General features: G+C 66.5%; 16 protein-coding genes and 1 tRNA gene. All 17 read left to right on the top strand.

Annotated features, from left to right (window positions below; genetic code table 11):
- Position 1: 1 nt before the first annotated feature.
- The 17 genes from JMV16_RS20150 to JMV16_RS20070 all read left to right on the top strand — a co-directional run bounded on the left by JMV16_RS20150 (position 2) and on the right by JMV16_RS20070 (position 15,580).
- Positions 2–991, top strand: coding sequence for an NAD(P)H-quinone oxidoreductase (locus tag JMV16_RS20150; RefSeq protein ID WP_201496107.1), 990 nt, complete (start codon positions 2–4; stop codon positions 989–991).
- Positions 992–1,001: 10 nt separating this feature from the next.
- A complete protein-coding gene (tpiA, locus tag JMV16_RS20145; protein WP_201496106.1) occupies positions 1,002–1,742 on the top strand; it encodes a triose-phosphate isomerase in 741 nt (246 codons plus the stop codon).
- 25 nt (positions 1,743–1,767) lie between these two features.
- Positions 1,768–2,163, top strand: a complete 396-nt coding sequence (gene secG, locus JMV16_RS20140; RefSeq protein ID WP_201496105.1) for a preprotein translocase subunit SecG — start codon at positions 1,768–1,770, stop codon at positions 2,161–2,163.
- A gap of 106 nt (positions 2,164–2,269) precedes the next feature.
- A tRNA-Leu gene (locus JMV16_RS20135) sits at positions 2,270–2,354 on the top strand.
- 200 nt (positions 2,355–2,554) lie between these two features.
- Positions 2,555–2,914 carry an NADH-quinone oxidoreductase subunit A gene (locus JMV16_RS20130; RefSeq protein ID WP_201496104.1) on the top strand — a complete coding sequence of 120 codons (360 nt, stop codon included), beginning with the start codon at positions 2,555–2,557 and terminating at the stop codon, positions 2,912–2,914.
- A gap of 28 nt (positions 2,915–2,942) precedes the next feature.
- Complete coding sequence (locus tag JMV16_RS20125) at positions 2,943–3,419, top strand: NuoB/complex I 20 kDa subunit family protein (RefSeq protein ID WP_201496103.1); 477 nt, start codon at positions 2,943–2,945, stop codon at positions 3,417–3,419.
- A 4-nt stretch (positions 3,420–3,423) separates the two neighbouring features.
- Complete coding sequence (locus JMV16_RS20120) at positions 3,424–4,023, top strand: NADH-quinone oxidoreductase subunit C (RefSeq protein WP_201496102.1); 600 nt, start codon at positions 3,424–3,426, stop codon at positions 4,021–4,023.
- A 1-nt stretch (position 4,024) separates the two neighbouring features.
- Positions 4,025–5,278, top strand: a complete 1,254-nt coding sequence (locus JMV16_RS20115; RefSeq protein ID WP_201496101.1) for an NADH-quinone oxidoreductase subunit D — start codon at positions 4,025–4,027, stop codon at positions 5,276–5,278.
- Between the two features lie 19 nt (positions 5,279–5,297).
- Positions 5,298–5,786, top strand: a complete 489-nt coding sequence (gene nuoE / locus JMV16_RS20110; RefSeq protein WP_236580625.1) for an NADH-quinone oxidoreductase subunit NuoE — start codon at positions 5,298–5,300, stop codon at positions 5,784–5,786.
- A complete protein-coding gene (gene nuoF, locus JMV16_RS20105; protein WP_201496100.1) occupies positions 5,779–7,119 on the top strand; it encodes an NADH-quinone oxidoreductase subunit NuoF in 1,341 nt (446 codons plus the stop codon). The genes nuoE and nuoF overlap by 8 nt, the downstream gene beginning before the upstream one ends.
- 4 nt (positions 7,120–7,123) lie before the next feature.
- Positions 7,124–9,454, top strand: a complete 2,331-nt coding sequence (gene nuoG, locus JMV16_RS20100; protein ID WP_201496099.1) for an NADH-quinone oxidoreductase subunit NuoG — start codon at positions 7,124–7,126, stop codon at positions 9,452–9,454.
- 6 nt (positions 9,455–9,460) lie between these two features.
- Positions 9,461–10,522 (top strand): NADH-quinone oxidoreductase subunit NuoH, encoded by a 1,062-nt coding sequence (gene nuoH, locus JMV16_RS20095; protein ID WP_201496098.1) that lies wholly within the window; start codon positions 9,461–9,463, stop codon positions 10,520–10,522.
- A 7-nt stretch (positions 10,523–10,529) separates the two neighbouring features.
- Positions 10,530–11,027 (top strand): NADH-quinone oxidoreductase subunit NuoI, encoded by a 498-nt coding sequence (gene nuoI, locus JMV16_RS20090; protein WP_201496097.1) that lies wholly within the window; start codon positions 10,530–10,532, stop codon positions 11,025–11,027.
- A gap of 43 nt (positions 11,028–11,070) precedes the next feature.
- Positions 11,071–11,700 carry an NADH-quinone oxidoreductase subunit J gene (locus JMV16_RS20085; protein ID WP_201496096.1) on the top strand — a complete coding sequence of 210 codons (630 nt, stop codon included), beginning with the start codon at positions 11,071–11,073 and terminating at the stop codon, positions 11,698–11,700.
- A complete protein-coding gene (gene nuoK / locus JMV16_RS20080; protein ID WP_201496095.1) occupies positions 11,700–12,023 on the top strand; it encodes an NADH-quinone oxidoreductase subunit NuoK in 324 nt (107 codons plus the stop codon). Before JMV16_RS20085 ends, nuoK begins: the two co-directional genes overlap by 1 nt.
- A gap of 8 nt (positions 12,024–12,031) precedes the next feature.
- Positions 12,032–14,065, top strand: a complete 2,034-nt coding sequence (gene nuoL, locus JMV16_RS20075; protein ID WP_201496094.1) for an NADH-quinone oxidoreductase subunit L — start codon at positions 12,032–12,034, stop codon at positions 14,063–14,065.
- Between the two features lie 36 nt (positions 14,066–14,101).
- Complete coding sequence (locus JMV16_RS20070) at positions 14,102–15,580, top strand: NADH-quinone oxidoreductase subunit M (RefSeq protein WP_201496093.1); 1,479 nt, start codon at positions 14,102–14,104, stop codon at positions 15,578–15,580.
- Positions 15,581–15,591: the final 11 nt, after the last annotated feature.

Raw genomic sequence — 15,591 nt, 5'->3', positions numbered from 1 at the left:
GATGCGCGCGATCGAGATCTCGGCTCCCGGCGGGCCCGACGTCCTGCGGCCCTGTGAGCGGCCCACGCCCGAGCCTGGCCCGGGCGAGTTGCTCATCGCGGTGCAGGCTTCGGGCGTCAACCGCCCCGATGTGCTGCAGCGCAAGGGTCTGTACCCGATGCCGCCTGGCGTGTCGGACCTGCCGGGCCTCGAGATCGCCGGCACCGTGGCCGGCGGCGCCGCCGACGATCTGGCGGCTGCCGGCCTGGCCCTAGGTGACGCGGTCTGCGCGCTGGTGGCCGGTGGCGGCTATGCCGAGTTCTGCGTCGCGCCGGCGGGCCAGTGCCTGCCGCTGCCCAAGGGGCTGAACATGGTCGAGGCGGCGAGCCTGCCCGAGACCTTCTTCACCGTCTGGCAGAACGTGTTCCAGATCGCCGGCCTCAAGGCGGGCGAGACCCTGCTGGTGCAGGGCGGCTCCAGCGGCATCGGCGTCACCGCCATCCAGCTGGCCAAGGCAATGGGTGCCAGCGTGATCGTCACCGCCGGCAGCGACGACAAGTGCGCCGCCTGCCTGGCCCTCGGCGCCGACCACGCCATCAACTACCGCACGCAGGATTTCGCCGCCGAGGTCAAGCGCCTCACCGGCGGCAGCGGCGCCGATGTCGTGCTCGACATGGTGGCCGGCGACTACCTGGCGCGCGAGATCGACTGCATGGCCGACGACGGCCGCCTGGCGCTGATCGCGGTCCAGGGCGGCGTCAAGGCGCAGATCGATGCCGGACTCGTGCTGCGCAAGCGGCTCACGATCACCGGCTCGACGCTGCGCCCGCGCTCAGTGGCTTACAAGACGGTGCTGGCGCGGCAGTTGCGCGAGCAGGCCTGGCCGCTGCTCGAATCGGGGCGCGTGAAGCCGGTGATCCACCAGGTGTTCCCGGCGGCGCGTGCCGCCGAGGCGCACGCGCTGATGGAATCGAGCACGCATGTGGGCAAGATCGTCCTCACCTGGGACTGAAGGAAGAACGATGCGACGCAATCTGGTGGTGGGCAACTGGAAGATGCATGGCAGCCGTCCGGCCAATGCCGAACTGCTGGCCGCGCTGGCGGGCGGACGGCCCTATGGCGCCGATGTCGCCGTCTGCGTGCCCTTCGTCTTTCTCAACGAGACTGCCGCCACGCTGGCCGGCAGCGACATCCGCTGGGGAGCGCAGGACGTCTCGGCGCACGAGCAGGGCGCCTACACCGGCGAGGTCTCGGCGGCCATGCTGCACGAGTGCGGCTGCCGCTACGCCATCGTCGGCCACTCCGAGCGCCGCGCCTACCACGCCGAAAGCGATGCCCTGGTGGCGCTCAAGGCGCAGGCTGCACTGGCCCGCGGCGTCACGCCCATCGTCTGCGTCGGCGAGACCCTGGCCGAGCGCGAGGCCGGCCAGACCGAGGCCGTGGTCAAGCGCCAGCTCTCGGTCGTCATCCACCAACTGGCCCATTGCGCCGCCGAGATGGTGGTGGCCTATGAGCCTGTGTGGGCCATCGGCACCGGCCGCACCGCCACGCCGGAGCAGGCGCAGGCCGTACACGCCGTGCTGCGCGCGCAGCTGCAGGCGGCCACCGGCCGCGGTGACCAGATGCGCATCATCTACGGCGGCAGCGTCAAGGCCGACAACGCGGCCACGCTGTTCGCGCAAGCCGACATCGACGGCGGACTGATAGGCGGGGCGGCGCTCAAGGCGGCCGACTTCATCGCCATCTGTCGCGCCGCCCCCTGAGTTCATATCGCGGAGACTTTTGATCATGCAAATCTGGATGACCCTCATCCTGGCCGTGCAACTGCTGTCGGCGCTGGCCATGATCGGCCTCGTGCTGATCCAGCACGGCAAGGGCGCCGACATGGGTGCCTCCTTCGGCAGCGGAGCCTCGGGCAGCCTGTTTGGCGCCACCGGCAGCGCCAACTTCCTGTCGCGCGCAACGGCCGCCTGCGCCACCGCCTTCTTCCTGTGTACGCTGGCGCTGACCTACCTGGGCAGCCGTGGCGATGCGCGCGGTGTCGCGGGCTCGAGCGTGCTTGACCGCGCCGCCGTGGCCGCCAGCGCGCCCGATGCGGCCGTGATCCCGGGTGCCGCCTCGGCGCCGTCCACGGTGACCGTGCCGCTGCCCGTTCCTGCGCCCGCCGCGGCCGCATCCAAGTAGTCGGTCATTGGCTGGAAACGCGCAGTTTTCACGCTAGAATTTTGAGCTTGCCAGCGGCCACATCCTCAGGCCGCCGGGTAGCAGACCCGAGTAAGAAGAACGTCTTGCCGACGTGGTGAAATTGGTAGACACGCTATCTTGAGGGGGTAGTGGCGAAAGCTGTGCGAGTTCGAGTCTCGCCGTCGGCACCAGAACAACGGGAACCCGGAGCGAGACACATTGGGTGCATGAAGTCAGGTCCGGTATTGGCCCAGGTATGAGCCCAGGCAAAGGCACCGGCACCTGAGACGCACACAAGGCGCTCAAGGGCGCGCCCGACGCAGTCGCACGGCGACTGGCCCGGCGCGCTTTTTTGTGGTCGATTGCAACCTGACCGAATGCTGACGACGCGATGGAACTCCAGAACTACCTGCCCGTGATCCTCTTCATCCTCGTGGGCGTTGCCATCGGCATCGTGCCCCAGGTGCTCGGCTTCGTGATGGGCCCCAACCGCCCCGACGCGGCCAAGAACAGTCCCTATGAATGCGGCTTCGAGGCCTTCGAGGACGCGCGCATGAAGTTCGACGTGCGCTACTACCTCGTTGCCATCCTCTTCATCCTGTTCGACCTTGAGATCGCCTTTCTCTTCCCCTGGGCCGTGTCGCTGCGCGAAATCGGCGCGTCAGGCTTCTGGGCGATGATGGTCTTCCTCGGCATCCTCGTGGTCGGCTTCGTGTACGAATGGAAGAAGGGCGCGCTCGATTGGGAATGACCGTCAAGGTCACCAGGAGACAACATCTATGGGTATCGAAGGCGTTCTCAAGGAAGGCTTTGTCACCACCTCGGTCGACACGCTGATCAACTGGTCCAAGACCGGTTCGCTGTGGCCCATGACCTTCGGCCTCGCCTGCTGCGCGGTGGAGATGATGCACGCCGGCGCGGCACGCTACGACATCGACCGCTTCGGCATGCTGTTCCGCCCCAGCCCGCGCCAGAGCGACCTGATGATCGTCGCCGGCACGCTGTGCAACAAGATGGCGCCGGCCCTGCGCAAGGTCTACGACCAGATGGCCGAACCGCGCTGGGTGCTGAGCATGGGCTCCTGCGCCAATGGCGGCGGCTACTACCACTACAGCTACTCGGTGGTGCGCGGCTGTGACCGCGTGGTGCCGGTCGATGTCTACGTGCCCGGCTGCCCGCCCACGGCCGAAGCGCTGCTCTACGGCATCCTGCAATTGCAGGCCAAGATCCGGCGCGAAAACACCATCGCCCGCTGACACGATGACGCTCAAGCTCGACAACCTGCAGGCGGCGCTCGAAGCCGCACTCGGCCCCCGGCTCAAGGCGCTGGTGCGCGACCGCGGCGAGATCACGGTCACCGTGGATGCCGCCGATTACCACGAGATCGCCAAGCTGCTGCGCGACGACGCCACGCTGCGCTTCGAGCAGCTGATCGACCTCTGCGGCCTCGATTACTCGGAATACCAGAACCAGCCCTGGGAGGGTCGGCGCTACGGCATCGTCTCCCATTTGCTGTCGATCACCCACAACTGGCGCGTGCGCCTGAAGGTCTACGCGCCCGATGACGAGATGCCCGCGGTGGCCTCGGTCACCGAACTCTGGACCAGTGCCAACTGGTTCGAGCGCGAGGCCTTCGATCTCTTCGGCATCCTTTTCGAGGGCCACCTCGACCTGCGCCGCATCCTCACCGACTACGGCTTCATCGGCCACCCGATGCGCAAGGACTTCCCGGTCACCGGCCATGTCGAGATGCGCTACGACCCCGAGAAGAAGCGCGTCATCTACCAGCCCGTGAGCATCGAGCCGCGCGAGATCGTGCCGCGCGTCGTGCGCGAGGACAACTACGGCGGTCTGCACTGATATGGCCGACATCAAGAACTACACGCTCAATTTCGGCCCCCAGCACCCGGCCGCGCACGGCGTGCTGCGCCTGGTGCTCGAGCTCGACGGCGAGGTCATCCAGCGCGCCGATCCGCACATCGGCCTGCTGCACCGCGCCACCGAGAAGCTGGCCGAGAGCAAGACCTTCATCCAGAACCTGCCCTACATGGACCGCCTCGACTACGTGTCGATGATGGTCAACGAGCAGGCCTATTGCCTGGCCATCGAGCGCCTGCTCGGCATCGAGGTGCCGGTGCGCGCGCAGTACATCCGTGTGATGTTCGCCGAACTGACGCGGCTGCTGAACCACCTGCTCTGGCTGGGTGCGCACGGCATCGACTGCGGTGCGATGAACATCCTCATCTACTGCTTCCGCGAGCGTGAGGACATCTTCGACATGTACGAGGCGGTGTCGGGTGCGCGCATGCACGCGGCCTACTTCCGCCCGGGCGGCGTCTACCGCGACTTGCCCGACCGCATGCCGCAGTACCAGGTCAGCCGCATCAAGAACGAGAAGGCGATCAAGGCGCTCAACGAGAATCGCCAGGGCAGCCTGCTCGACTTCATCGACGACTTCTGCCGCCGCTTCCCGAAGAACGTCGACGACTACGAGACCCTGCTCACCGAGAACCGCATCTGGAAGCAGCGCACCGTCGGCATCGGCGTCGTCACGCCCGAGCGCGCGCTCAACCTCGGCTTCAGCGGCCCCATGCTGCGCGGCTCCGGCATCGAGTGGGATCTGCGCAAGCACCAGCCCTACGACGTCTACGGCCGCATGGACTTCGATGTGCCGGTGGGCGTCAATGGCGACACCTATGACCGCTACCTGGTGCGCGTCGAGGAGATGCGCCAGTCCAACCGCATCATCCAGCAGTGCGTCGCCTGGCTGCGCGCCAACCCGGGCCCGGTGATCACCGACAACCACAAGGTGGCGCCGCCCGCGCGTGTGGACATGAAGTCCAACATGGAAGAGCTGATCCACCACTTCAAGCTCTTCACCGAAGGCATGCATGTGCCCGAGGGTGAGGTCTACGCGGCGGTCGAGCACCCCAAGGGCGAGTTCGGCATCTACCTCGTCAGTGACGGCGCCAACAAGCCCTACCGCCTGAAGATCAGGCCGCCTGGCTTCTCGCATCTGGCCGCCCTCGACGAGATGGCGCGCGGCCACATGATTGCCGACGCCGTGGCCATCATCGGCACCATGGACATCGTGTTCGGCGAGATCGACCGATAAGCGACAGAACGAGCGACCGATGATGTTTTCCGACACCACCCTGGCCCTCTTCGCGAAGGAAGTGGCCAAGTACCCCGCAGATCAAAAGGTCTCGGCCGTGATGGCCTGCCTGGCCATCATCCAGCATGAGCAAGGCCATGTCTCGCCCGAGTCCGAAGAGGCGCTGGGCGCCGTCCTGGGCATGGCGCCCATCGCGGTACACGAGGTCACGACCTTCTACAACATGTACAACCAGCAGGCGGTGGGCAGCTACAAGCTCAACGTTTGCACCAACCTGCCCTGCCAGCTGCGCGACGGCGACAAGGCGCTGGACCATGTCTGCAAGCGCCTGGGCGTCGAGCCCTACGGCACGACGGCCGACGGCAAGATCACCGTGCAGCCCAGCGAATGCCTGGGCGCCTGCGCCGATGCGCCGGTGCTGCTGGTGAACGACCGCCAGATGCTCAGCTTCATGAGCAATGACAAGCTCGACGAACTGCTCGCGATGCTGAAGGCTGACCATGCTTGACCTGTCCAAGTTCCAGGCCAAGGGTCTAGAGACCTGCTTCCACGGCCGCCACATCGGCGCCCAGATCTATGCCGGCCTCGACGGCAAGAACTGGCGCCTGCAGGACTACGTCGCCCGCGGCGGCTATGGCGCGCTGCGCAAGATCCTGGGCAAGGACGGCGGCGAAGGGATGACGCCCGACCAGGTGATCGCCGAGGTCAAGGCGAGCGGCCTGCGCGGCCGTGGTGGCGCTGGCTTTCCCACCGGCCTGAAGTGGAGCTTCATGCCGCGCGCCTACCCGGGCCCCAAGTACCTGGTCTGCAACAGCGACGAGGGAGAGCCTGGCACCTGCAAGGACCGCGACATCCTGGCCTACAACCCGCACATCGTGATCGAGGGCATGGCCATCGCCGCCTACGCGATGGGCGTGAAGCTGGCCTACAACTACATCCACGGCGAGATCTTCGAGGTCTACCAGCGCTTCGAGGCCGCGCTCGAAGAGGCGCGTGCCGCCGGCTTCCTGGGCGACAACATCATGGGCAGCAGCTACAGCTTCCAGCTGCACGCCCACCATGGGTTCGGCGCCTACATCTGCGGCGAAGAGACGGCGCTGCTCGAAAGCCTTGAGGGCAAGAAGGGCCAGCCGCGCTTCAAGCCGCCGTTCCCGGCCAGCTTCGGCCTCTACGGCAAGCCGACCACGATCAACAACACCGAGACCTTTGCCGCGGTGCCGTGGATCATCAACAACGGCGGCCAGAAGTACCTCGAGTGCGGCAAGCCCAACAACGGCGGCACCAAGATCTTCAGCGTCGTCGGTGACGTCAACCGCCCGGGCAACTTCGAGATCCCGCTGGGCACGCCCTTCGCCACCCTGCTCGAGATGGCCGGCGGCGTGAAGGGCGGCGGCCTCAAGGCCGTGATCCCCGGCGGTTCGTCGTCGCCGGTGCTGCCCGGCAAGACCATGATGGAGCTGACGATGGACTACGACGCCATCGCCAAGGCCGGCTCCATGCTGGGCTCAGGCGCGGTGATCGTGATGAACGACACCCGCTGCATGGTCAAGAGCCTGCTGCGCCTGTCCTACTTCTACCAGCACGAGAGCTGCGGCCAGTGCACGCCCTGCCGCGAGGGCACGGGCTGGCTGTGGCGCCTGGTCGACCGCATCGAGCACGGCAAGGGCAAGCCCGAGGATCTGGCGCTGCTCGACAACGTGGCCGACAACATCAAGGGCCGCACCATCTGCGCCCTGGGTGATGCCGCCGCGATGCCGGTGCAGGCCATGCTCAAGCACTTCCGCGACGAATTCGTCTACCACGTCGAACACAAGACCTGCATGGTCCCGCAAAGCGCATAAAGCCATGGCCGAACTCGAACTCGACGGCAAGAAGGTCTCCGTTCCCGACGGCAGCATGGTCATGCACGCGGCCGACGCGGCCGGCGTGTACATACCGCACTTCTGCTACCACAAGAAGCTCTCGATCGCCGCCAACTGCCGCATGTGCCTGGTCGACGTCGAGAAGATGCCCAAGCCCATGCCGGCCTGCGCGACCCCGGTCACCAACGGCATGGTCGTGCGCACGCGCAGCGACAAGGCGCTCAAGGCGCAGCAGTCGGTGATGGAGTTCCTGCTCATCAACCACCCGCTGGACTGCCCCATCTGCGACCAGGGCGGCGAATGCCAGCTGCAGGATCTGGCGGTGGGCTATGGCGGCACCGCGTCGCGCTATGCCGAAGAAAAGCGCGTCGTCTTCCACAAGGATGTCGGCCCGCTCATCAGCATGGAAGAGATGAGCCGCTGCATCCATTGCACGCGCTGCGTCCGCTTCGGCCAAGAGGTGGCCGGCGTGATGGAACTCGGCATGATCCACCGCGGCGAGCACAGCGAGATCACCACCGTCGCCGGTGGCAGCGTCGACAGCGAGTTGTCGGGCAACATGATCGACATCTGCCCGGTCGGCGCCCTCACCAGCAAGCCCTTCCGCTACAGCGCCCGCACCTGGGAGCTGAGCCGCCGCAAGAGCGTGAGCCCGCACGACAGCACCGGCGCCAACCTGGTGGTGCAGGTCAAGGCCGGCAAGGTGATGCGCGTCGTGCCGCTCGAGAACGACGCGGTCAACGAGTGCTGGATTGCCGACCGCGACCGCTACAGCTACGAGGCCCTGAACAGCGAGCAGCGGCTGACTCAGCCGATGATCAAGCAGAACGGCACCTGGCAGGCCGTCGACTGGAACACCGCCCTCGGCTATGTGGCCGACGGCATCAAGCGCGTCAAGGCCGAGTTCGGCGCCGGCGCGGTCAACGAGATCGGCGCCATAGGCCATGTCTCGTCGACCGTCGAGGAACTGCACCTGCTGGCCAAGCTGGTGCGTGGCATCGGCAGCCAGAGCATCGATCACCGCACCCGCCACGCCGACTTCGGCAACACCGCGCCGGCCGGCCGTGCGCGCTGGCTGGGTACCTCGGTGGCGGCGCTGTCCAAGCTGGACCGCGCCTTCGTCATCGGCTCCTTCCTGCGCAAGGACCACCCGCTCTTTGCCCAGCGCCTGCGCCAGGCCGCCCGCCACGGCGCCCGTGTGATGAGCCTGCACGCAGTGCACGACGACTGGCTGCTGCCGCTGGCCGCCCGCCTGACCCTGGCGCCCGCCGCCTGGGTGCAGGGCCTGGCCGACGTGGCTGCCGCCATCGCTGCCGCCAAGGGCGTGGCCGCACCGATGGCCGGCAAGGCAGGCCCCGAAGCCCAGGCCATCGCCGACGCCCTGCTCTCGGGCGAGCGCGTGGCGCTGCTGCTCGGCAACGCCGCTGCCCAGCATCCCCAGGCCGGCTCGTTGCTGGCGCTGGCGCAGTGGATCGCGGCCCAGACCGGTGCCAGCTGCGGCTATCTGGGCGAAGGCGCCAACGCGGTCGGCGCCCAGCTCGTCGGCGCCCTGCCCGGCCCCGGCGGCCGCCATGCCGGCCAGATGCTGAGCCAGCCCATGAAGGCGCTGCTGCTGCTCAACACCGAGCCGGTGCTCGATGCGGCCGATGCCGCCGCGGCGCGCAAGAGCCTGGCCGAATCGGGCCTGGTGGTCGCGCTCACCGCCTTCAAGGATGTGGCCGCCGATGTGGCCGATGTGATGCTGCCCATCGCCCCGTTCACCGAGACCGCCGGCGCCTTCGTCAATGCCGAAGGCCGGCTGCAGAGCTTCCATGGCGTCGTCAAGCCCCAGGGCGATGCGCGCCCGGGCTGGAAGGTGCTGCGCGTGCTGGGCAATCTGCTCGGCTTGCCGGGCTTCGACCAGGAATCGGCCGAGCAAGTGCGCGCCGAGGCCCTGGGCAACCTCGCCACCTTGTCCGGGCGCCTGGACAACGGCGGCGCCGTGCTGACGGCTCCCGCCGCCACACCGGCCGGCCTGCAGCGCGTCGCCGACGTGCCCATCTACGCCACCGACGCCAGCGTGCGCCGCGCCACCTCGCTGCAGCTCACCGCCGACGCCCGGCCTCCCATGGTCGGCCTGCCCAGCGCGCTGTGGCGCCAGCTCGGCCTGCAGGCCGGTGGCCGCGTGCGGGTGGGGCAGGGCGGCGCCAAGCTCGAACTGCCGGCGCGTGAAGACATCAGCCTCGCCGACGGCAGCGTACGCATCGCTGCCGGCCTGGCCGCCACGGCGGCGCTGGGCGCCATGTTCGGCACCGTCACCGTCGAGAAGGTCTGATCCGGTATGTTCGATTCCCTGCATCAGGCCGCCAACGCCACCCTCGGCCCCACGCTGTGGCTGGTGATCTGGACGCTGGTCAAGATCGTCGCGCTGATCCTGCCGCTGCTGGGTTGCGTCGCCTACTACACGCTGTGGGAGCGCAAGGCCATCGGCTGGAGCCAGATCCGCCCCGGCCCCAACCGTGTCGGGCCGTTCGGCCTGCTGACGCCCATCGCCGACGCGGTGAAGCTGATCTTCAAGGAGATCATCCGCCCCACCGCGGCCAACAAGGGCCTGTTCTTCCTCGGCCCCGTCATGACCATCATGCCGGCGCTGGCGGCCTGGGCCGTCGTGCCCTTCGGCCCCGAGGTCGTGCTGGCCGATGTCAACGCCGGCCTGCTGTTCCTGATGGCCATCACCTCGCTCGAGGTCTACGGCGTCATCATCGCCGGCTGGGCCAGCAATTCGAAGTACGCCTTCCTGGGCGCGCTGCGCGCCTCGGCCCAGATGGTGAGCTACGAGATCGCGATGGGCTTCGCGCTGGTCGTCGTGCTGATGGTCGCCGGCAGCATGAACATGACCGAGATCGTGACGTCGCAGGGCAAGGGCATCTTCGCCGGCATGGGCGTGGGCCTGCTGTCCTGGAACTGGCTGCCGCTGTTCCCCATCTTCATCGTCTACTTCATCGCCGGCCTGGCCGAGACCAACCGCCACCCCTTCGACGTGGTCGAGGGCGAGAGCGAGATCGTTGCCGGCCACATGATCGAGTACTCGGGCATGTCGTTCGCGATGTTCTTCCTGGCCGAGTACGCCAACATGATCCTCGTCAGCACCCTGTGCGTGCTGATGTTCCTGGGCGGCTGGTTGCCCCCGGTCGAGTTCCTGTCCTTCATCCCGGGCTGGATCTGGCTGGCGATCAAGGTCTTCGTCGTCGCCACCATGTTCCTGTGGGTGCGCGCCACCTTCCCGCGCTATCGCTATGACCAGATCATGCGCCTGGGCTGGAAGATCTTCATCCCCGTGACCCTGGTCTGGCTGGTCGTCGTCGGCCTCTGGATCATGTCGCCCTTCAACATCTGGAAGTGACGAGCAAATGTCTACCCTCGCCGCCGTCAAGGATGTGCTGTCCAGCTTTCTGCTGACCGAGTTGCTCAAGGGCATGGCGCTCACCGGCCGCCATTTCCTGTCCAAGAACATCACGGTGCAGTTCCCGGAAGAGAAGACGCCGCTGTCGCCCCGTTTCCGCGGCCTGCACGCGTTGCGCCGCTATGAGAACGGCGAAGAGCGCTGCATCGCCTGCAAGCTCTGCGAGGCCGTGTGCCCGGCGATGGCCATCACCATCGAGAGCGATGTACGCGCCGACGGCAGCCGCCGCACGACGCGCTACGACATCGACCTCACCAAGTGCATCTTCTGCGGCTTCTGCGAGGAAAGCTGCCCGGTGGACAGCATCGTCGAGACCCACCACTTCGAATACCACGGCGAGAAACGCGGCGACCTGTACTTCACCAAGGACATGCTGCTGGCCGTGGGCGACCGCTACGAGAAAGAGATCGCCGCCAACCGCGCCGCCGACGCGAAGTACCGCTGAGGCTTGACGCTGCTGGCTCGCGAGGAGGCGAGCCCCAAAAAACATGAACACGATCACCGCACTCTTCTACGTCTTCTCGGCGGTTCTGCTGCTGGCCTCGCTGCGCGTGATCACCGCGCGCAGCACGGTACACGCCGCGCTCTTCCTGGTGCTGGCCTTCTTCAGCGCCAGCTGCATCTGGATGCTGCTGCAGGCCGAGTTCCTTGCCATCGCGCTGGTGCTGGTTTACGTCGGCGCGGTGATGGTGCTGTTCCTCTTCGTCGTGATGATGCTCGACATCAACGCCGACAGCCTGCGCGAAGGTTTCTGGAAGCACCTGCCGCTGGCCGGCCTGGTCGGCGCGCTGATCGCGCTCGAGATGGCCCTGGTGCTGATGCGGGGCTTCCAGCTGCGCGCGCCGGCGCCCAGCGCCAAGGCGCTGGAGATCGGCAACACCAAGCTGCTGGGCATCGAGATCTACACGCACTACCTCTACCCGCTGCAACTGGCGGCGGTGTTGCTGCTGGTGGCCATCATCGCGGCCATCGTGCTGACCCTGCGTGACCGCAAGGACAGCCGCCACATGGACCCGGGCCAGCAGGTGCGGGCGCGCAAGGGCGACCGCCTGCGCATCGTGAAGATCGCGCCGGTGGTCGAAGCGCCGTCGGCGCCCAAGGAAGGCGGGGCCGCGTAATGGGCGCTATCACCCTCGGACATTACCTCTCGCTGGGCGGCATCCTGTTCGCCCTCTCGGTGATCGGCATCTTCCTCAACCGCCGCAACCTCATCGTGCTGCTGATGGCCATCGAGCTAATGCTGCTGGCCGTCAACCTCAACTTCGTCGCCTTCTCGCACTACCTGCCGGCCGAGGCCGACCGCATGGCGGGCCAGGTCTTCGTCTTCTTCATCCTCACGGTGGCGGCTGCCGAATCGGCCATAGGCCTGGCCATCCTGGTGGTGCTGTTCCGCAACCGGGCGTCGATCAATGTCGAAGAACTCGACGAACTGAAGGGTTGAGCAAGCAAATGGCTTCGACGATCTCTCAGGGCCTTCTGCTCACCATTCCGCTGGCACCGCTGGCGGGTGCCCTCATCGCCGGCCTCGCCGGCAAGGCCGTGGGCCGGCGCGGCGCCCACATCTGCACCATCCTCGGCGTTGCCATCGCCTTCATCTGCTCGGCCCTGGTGCTGCAGCAGGTGGTGGCCGGCGCCCGCTTCAACGCCACCGTCTACGAATGGGCGGTGCTGGGCAAGCTGGTGATGGAGGTCGGCTTCCTGGTCGACGGCCTCACCGCGATGATGATGGTGGTGGTCACCTTCGTCTCGCTGATGGTGCATATCTACACCATCGGCTACATGGACGGCGACCCCGGCTACCAGCGTTTCTTTGCCTACATCTCACTGTTCACCTTCAGCATGCTGATGCTGGTGATGAGCAACAACTTCCTCCAGCTTTTCTTCGGCTGGGAAGCGGTGGGCCTGGTGAGCTATCTGCTGATCGGCTTCTGGTTCAAGAAGCCGACCGCGGTGTTCGCCAACATGAAGGCCTTCCTGGTCAACCGCGTCGGTGACTTCGGCTTCATCCTCGGCATCGGCCTCGTCGTCGCCTATGCCGGCACGCTCAACTACGGCGAAGCCTTCGCCAAGGCGCCCGAACTGGCCAAGATTGTCTTCCCCTATCCCACCTGGGGCGGAGACTGGATGCTGATCACCGTGATCTGCATCTGCCTCTTCATCGGCGCCATGGGCAAGAGCGCGCAATTCCCGCTGCACGTGTGGCTGCCCGATTCGATGGAAGGCCCGACGCCGATCTCGGCCCTGATCCACGCCGCGACGATGGTGACCGCCGGCATCTTCATGGTGGCGCGCATGTCGCCGCTGTTCGAACTGTCCGACACCGCGCTCAACTTCGTGCTCGTCATCGGCTCCATCACCGCGCTCTTCATGGGCTTCCTGGGCATCATCCAGAACGACATCAAGCGCGTCGTCGCCTATTCCACGCTGAGCCAGCTCGGTTACATGACGGTGGCGCTGGGTGCCTCGGCCTACTCGGTGGCGGTCTTCCACCTGATGACGCACGCCTTCTTCAAGGCGCTGCTCTTCCTGGGTGCAGGCTCGGTCATCATCGGCATGCACCATGACCAGGACATCCGCAACATGGGCGGCCTGCGCAAGCACATGCCCATCACCTGGATCACCTCGCTGCTGGGCAGCCTGGCGCTGATCGGCACGCCGCTGTTCGCCGGCTTCTACAGCAAGGACAGCATCATCGAGGCGGTGCACGCCACGCACCTGCCGGGCACCTCGTTCGCGGTGTTCGCGGTGACGGCCGGCGTCTTCGTCACCGCCTTCTACTCCTTCCGCATGTACTTCCTGGTCTTCCACGGCAAGGAGCGCTTCCACCACAAGCCGTTCCCGCCGGAAGATGACCACCATGCCCATGACGACCACGGCCACCACGACGCCACGCCGCACGAGACGCCCTGGGTGGTGACGGCGCCGCTGGTGCTGCTGGCCATCCCCTCGGTGGTGATCGGCTTCCTGACCATCACGCCCATGCTGCACGGCGATTTCTTCAAGGACGCCATCTTCGTCAACGCCGCGGCCCACCCGGCGATGAAGGAACTGGCCGAGGCCTTCCACGGCCCCACCGCGATGGCGCTGCACTCGCTGGGCACGCTGCCGCTGTGGCTGGCGGTGGCCGGTGTCGTCACCGCCTGGTGGTTCTACCTGAAGCAGCCTTCCATTCCGGCCGCCATTGGCCGCGCTCTCAGCCCGGTCGTGACCATCCTCGAGAACAAGTACTACATGGACTGGTTCAACGAGCATGTGCTGGCCGCTGGCGCGCGCCTGATCGGCACCGGCCTGTGGAAGGGCGGCGATCAAGCCGTGATCGACGGCGCCATCAACGGCTCGGCCGGTGCCGTGGGGTCGCTGGCCGGCGCCGTGCGCCAGCTGCAGACCGGGCGCCTGTACCAATACGCGCTGGTCATGCTGCTGGGCATCTTCGCCCTGCTCACCTGGCAACTGTGGCCCTTGTTCAGCGGCTTCATGCGCTGAGCGGCCCATCAGAACAAACCGAAGAGAGAACACGAGATGGGTCTGCTGAGCATCGCGATCTGGCTGCCGGTAGCGTTCGGCACGCTGCTGCTCGCGGTCGGCCGCGACGAGAACGCCGGCACCGTGCGCTTCCTGGCGCTGCTGGGGGCGCTGGCCTCCTTCCTGGTGACGATTCCGGTCATCACCGGCTTCGATGGCAGCACGGCGGCGATGCAGTTCGCCGAGAAGCTGCCCTGGATCGAGCGCTTCAACGTCAACTACGCCCTCGGCGTGGACGGCCTTTCGATGTGGTTCGTGCCGCTCACGGCCTTCATCACGCTGATCGTCGTGATTGCCGGCTGGGCCGTCATCACCGAGCGGGTGGCTCAGTACATGGGCGCTTTCCTGATCCTCTCGGGGCTGATGGTCGGCGTCTTCTGTGCCCTCGACGGCATGCTGTTCTACGTGTTCTTCGAGGCCACGCTGATCCCGATGTACATCATCATCGGCGTCTGGGGCGGCCCGCGGCGCGTCTACGCGGCCTTCAAGTTTTTCCTCTACACGCTTCTCGGCTCGCTGCTGATGCTGATCGCGCTGGTCTACCTCTACTTCAAGAGCGGCGGCAGCTTCGACATCCTCACCTGGCACAAGCTGCCGCTGCCGCTGAACGCGCAGACGCTGCTGTTCTTCGCCTTCTTCGCCGCCTTCTCGGTGAAGGTGCCGATGTGGCCGGTACACACCTGGTTGCCCGATGCCCACGTCGAGGCGCCCACCGGCGGCTCGGTGGTGCTGGCGGCCATCATGCTCAAGCTCGGTGCCTACGGCTTCATCCGCTTCAGCCTGCCCATTGCGCCCGACGCGGCCCACGAGTACGCCAACTTCATGATCGTGCTGAGCCTGACCGCGGTGCTCTACATCGGCCTCGTGGCCCTGGTGCAGCAGGACATGAAGAAGCTGGTCGCCTACAGCTCCATCGCCCACATGGGCTTCGTGACGCTGGGCTTCTTCATCTTCAATGACCTGGGCATGGCCGGCGCCATCGTGCAGATGATCAGCCACGGCTTCGTCTCGGGCGCGATGTTCCTGTGCATCGGCGTGCTCTACGACCGCGTCCACTCGCGCGAGATCGCGGCCTATGGCGGCGTGGCCAACACCATGCCCATCTTCTCGGCCTTTGCCGTGCTGTTCGCGATGGCCAACTGCGGCCTGCCGGGAACGGCCGGTTTCGTCGGCGAGTGGATGGTCATCCTGGGCGCCGTCAAGCACAACTTCTGGATCGCGCTGCTGGCCAGCACGACCCTGGTCTTCGGCGCCGCCTACACGCTGTGGATGGTCAAGCGGGTCTACTTCGGCGATGTCGCCAACGACCACGTCAAGCACCTCAGCGACATCAATGCGCGCGAGTTCCTGATGCTGGCCCTGCTGGCCGCCGCCGTGCTGTGGATGGGTCTCTACCCCAGGCCCTTCACCGACGCGATGAACGTCTCCGTGGCCGAACTGCTCAAGCATGTGGCCATAAGCAAGCTGGCAAGCTGAACCGACGGCGC

Origin of the sequence: Rubrivivax sp. A210 (assembly GCF_904426505.1) — a bacterium.
In the GTDB taxonomy this organism is placed as follows: Bacteria; Pseudomonadota; Gammaproteobacteria; order Burkholderiales; family Burkholderiaceae_C; genus Rubrivivax.
The sequence above is the reverse complement of the archived record's forward strand: the minus strand, read 5'-3'. Positions and strand labels throughout refer to the sequence as shown.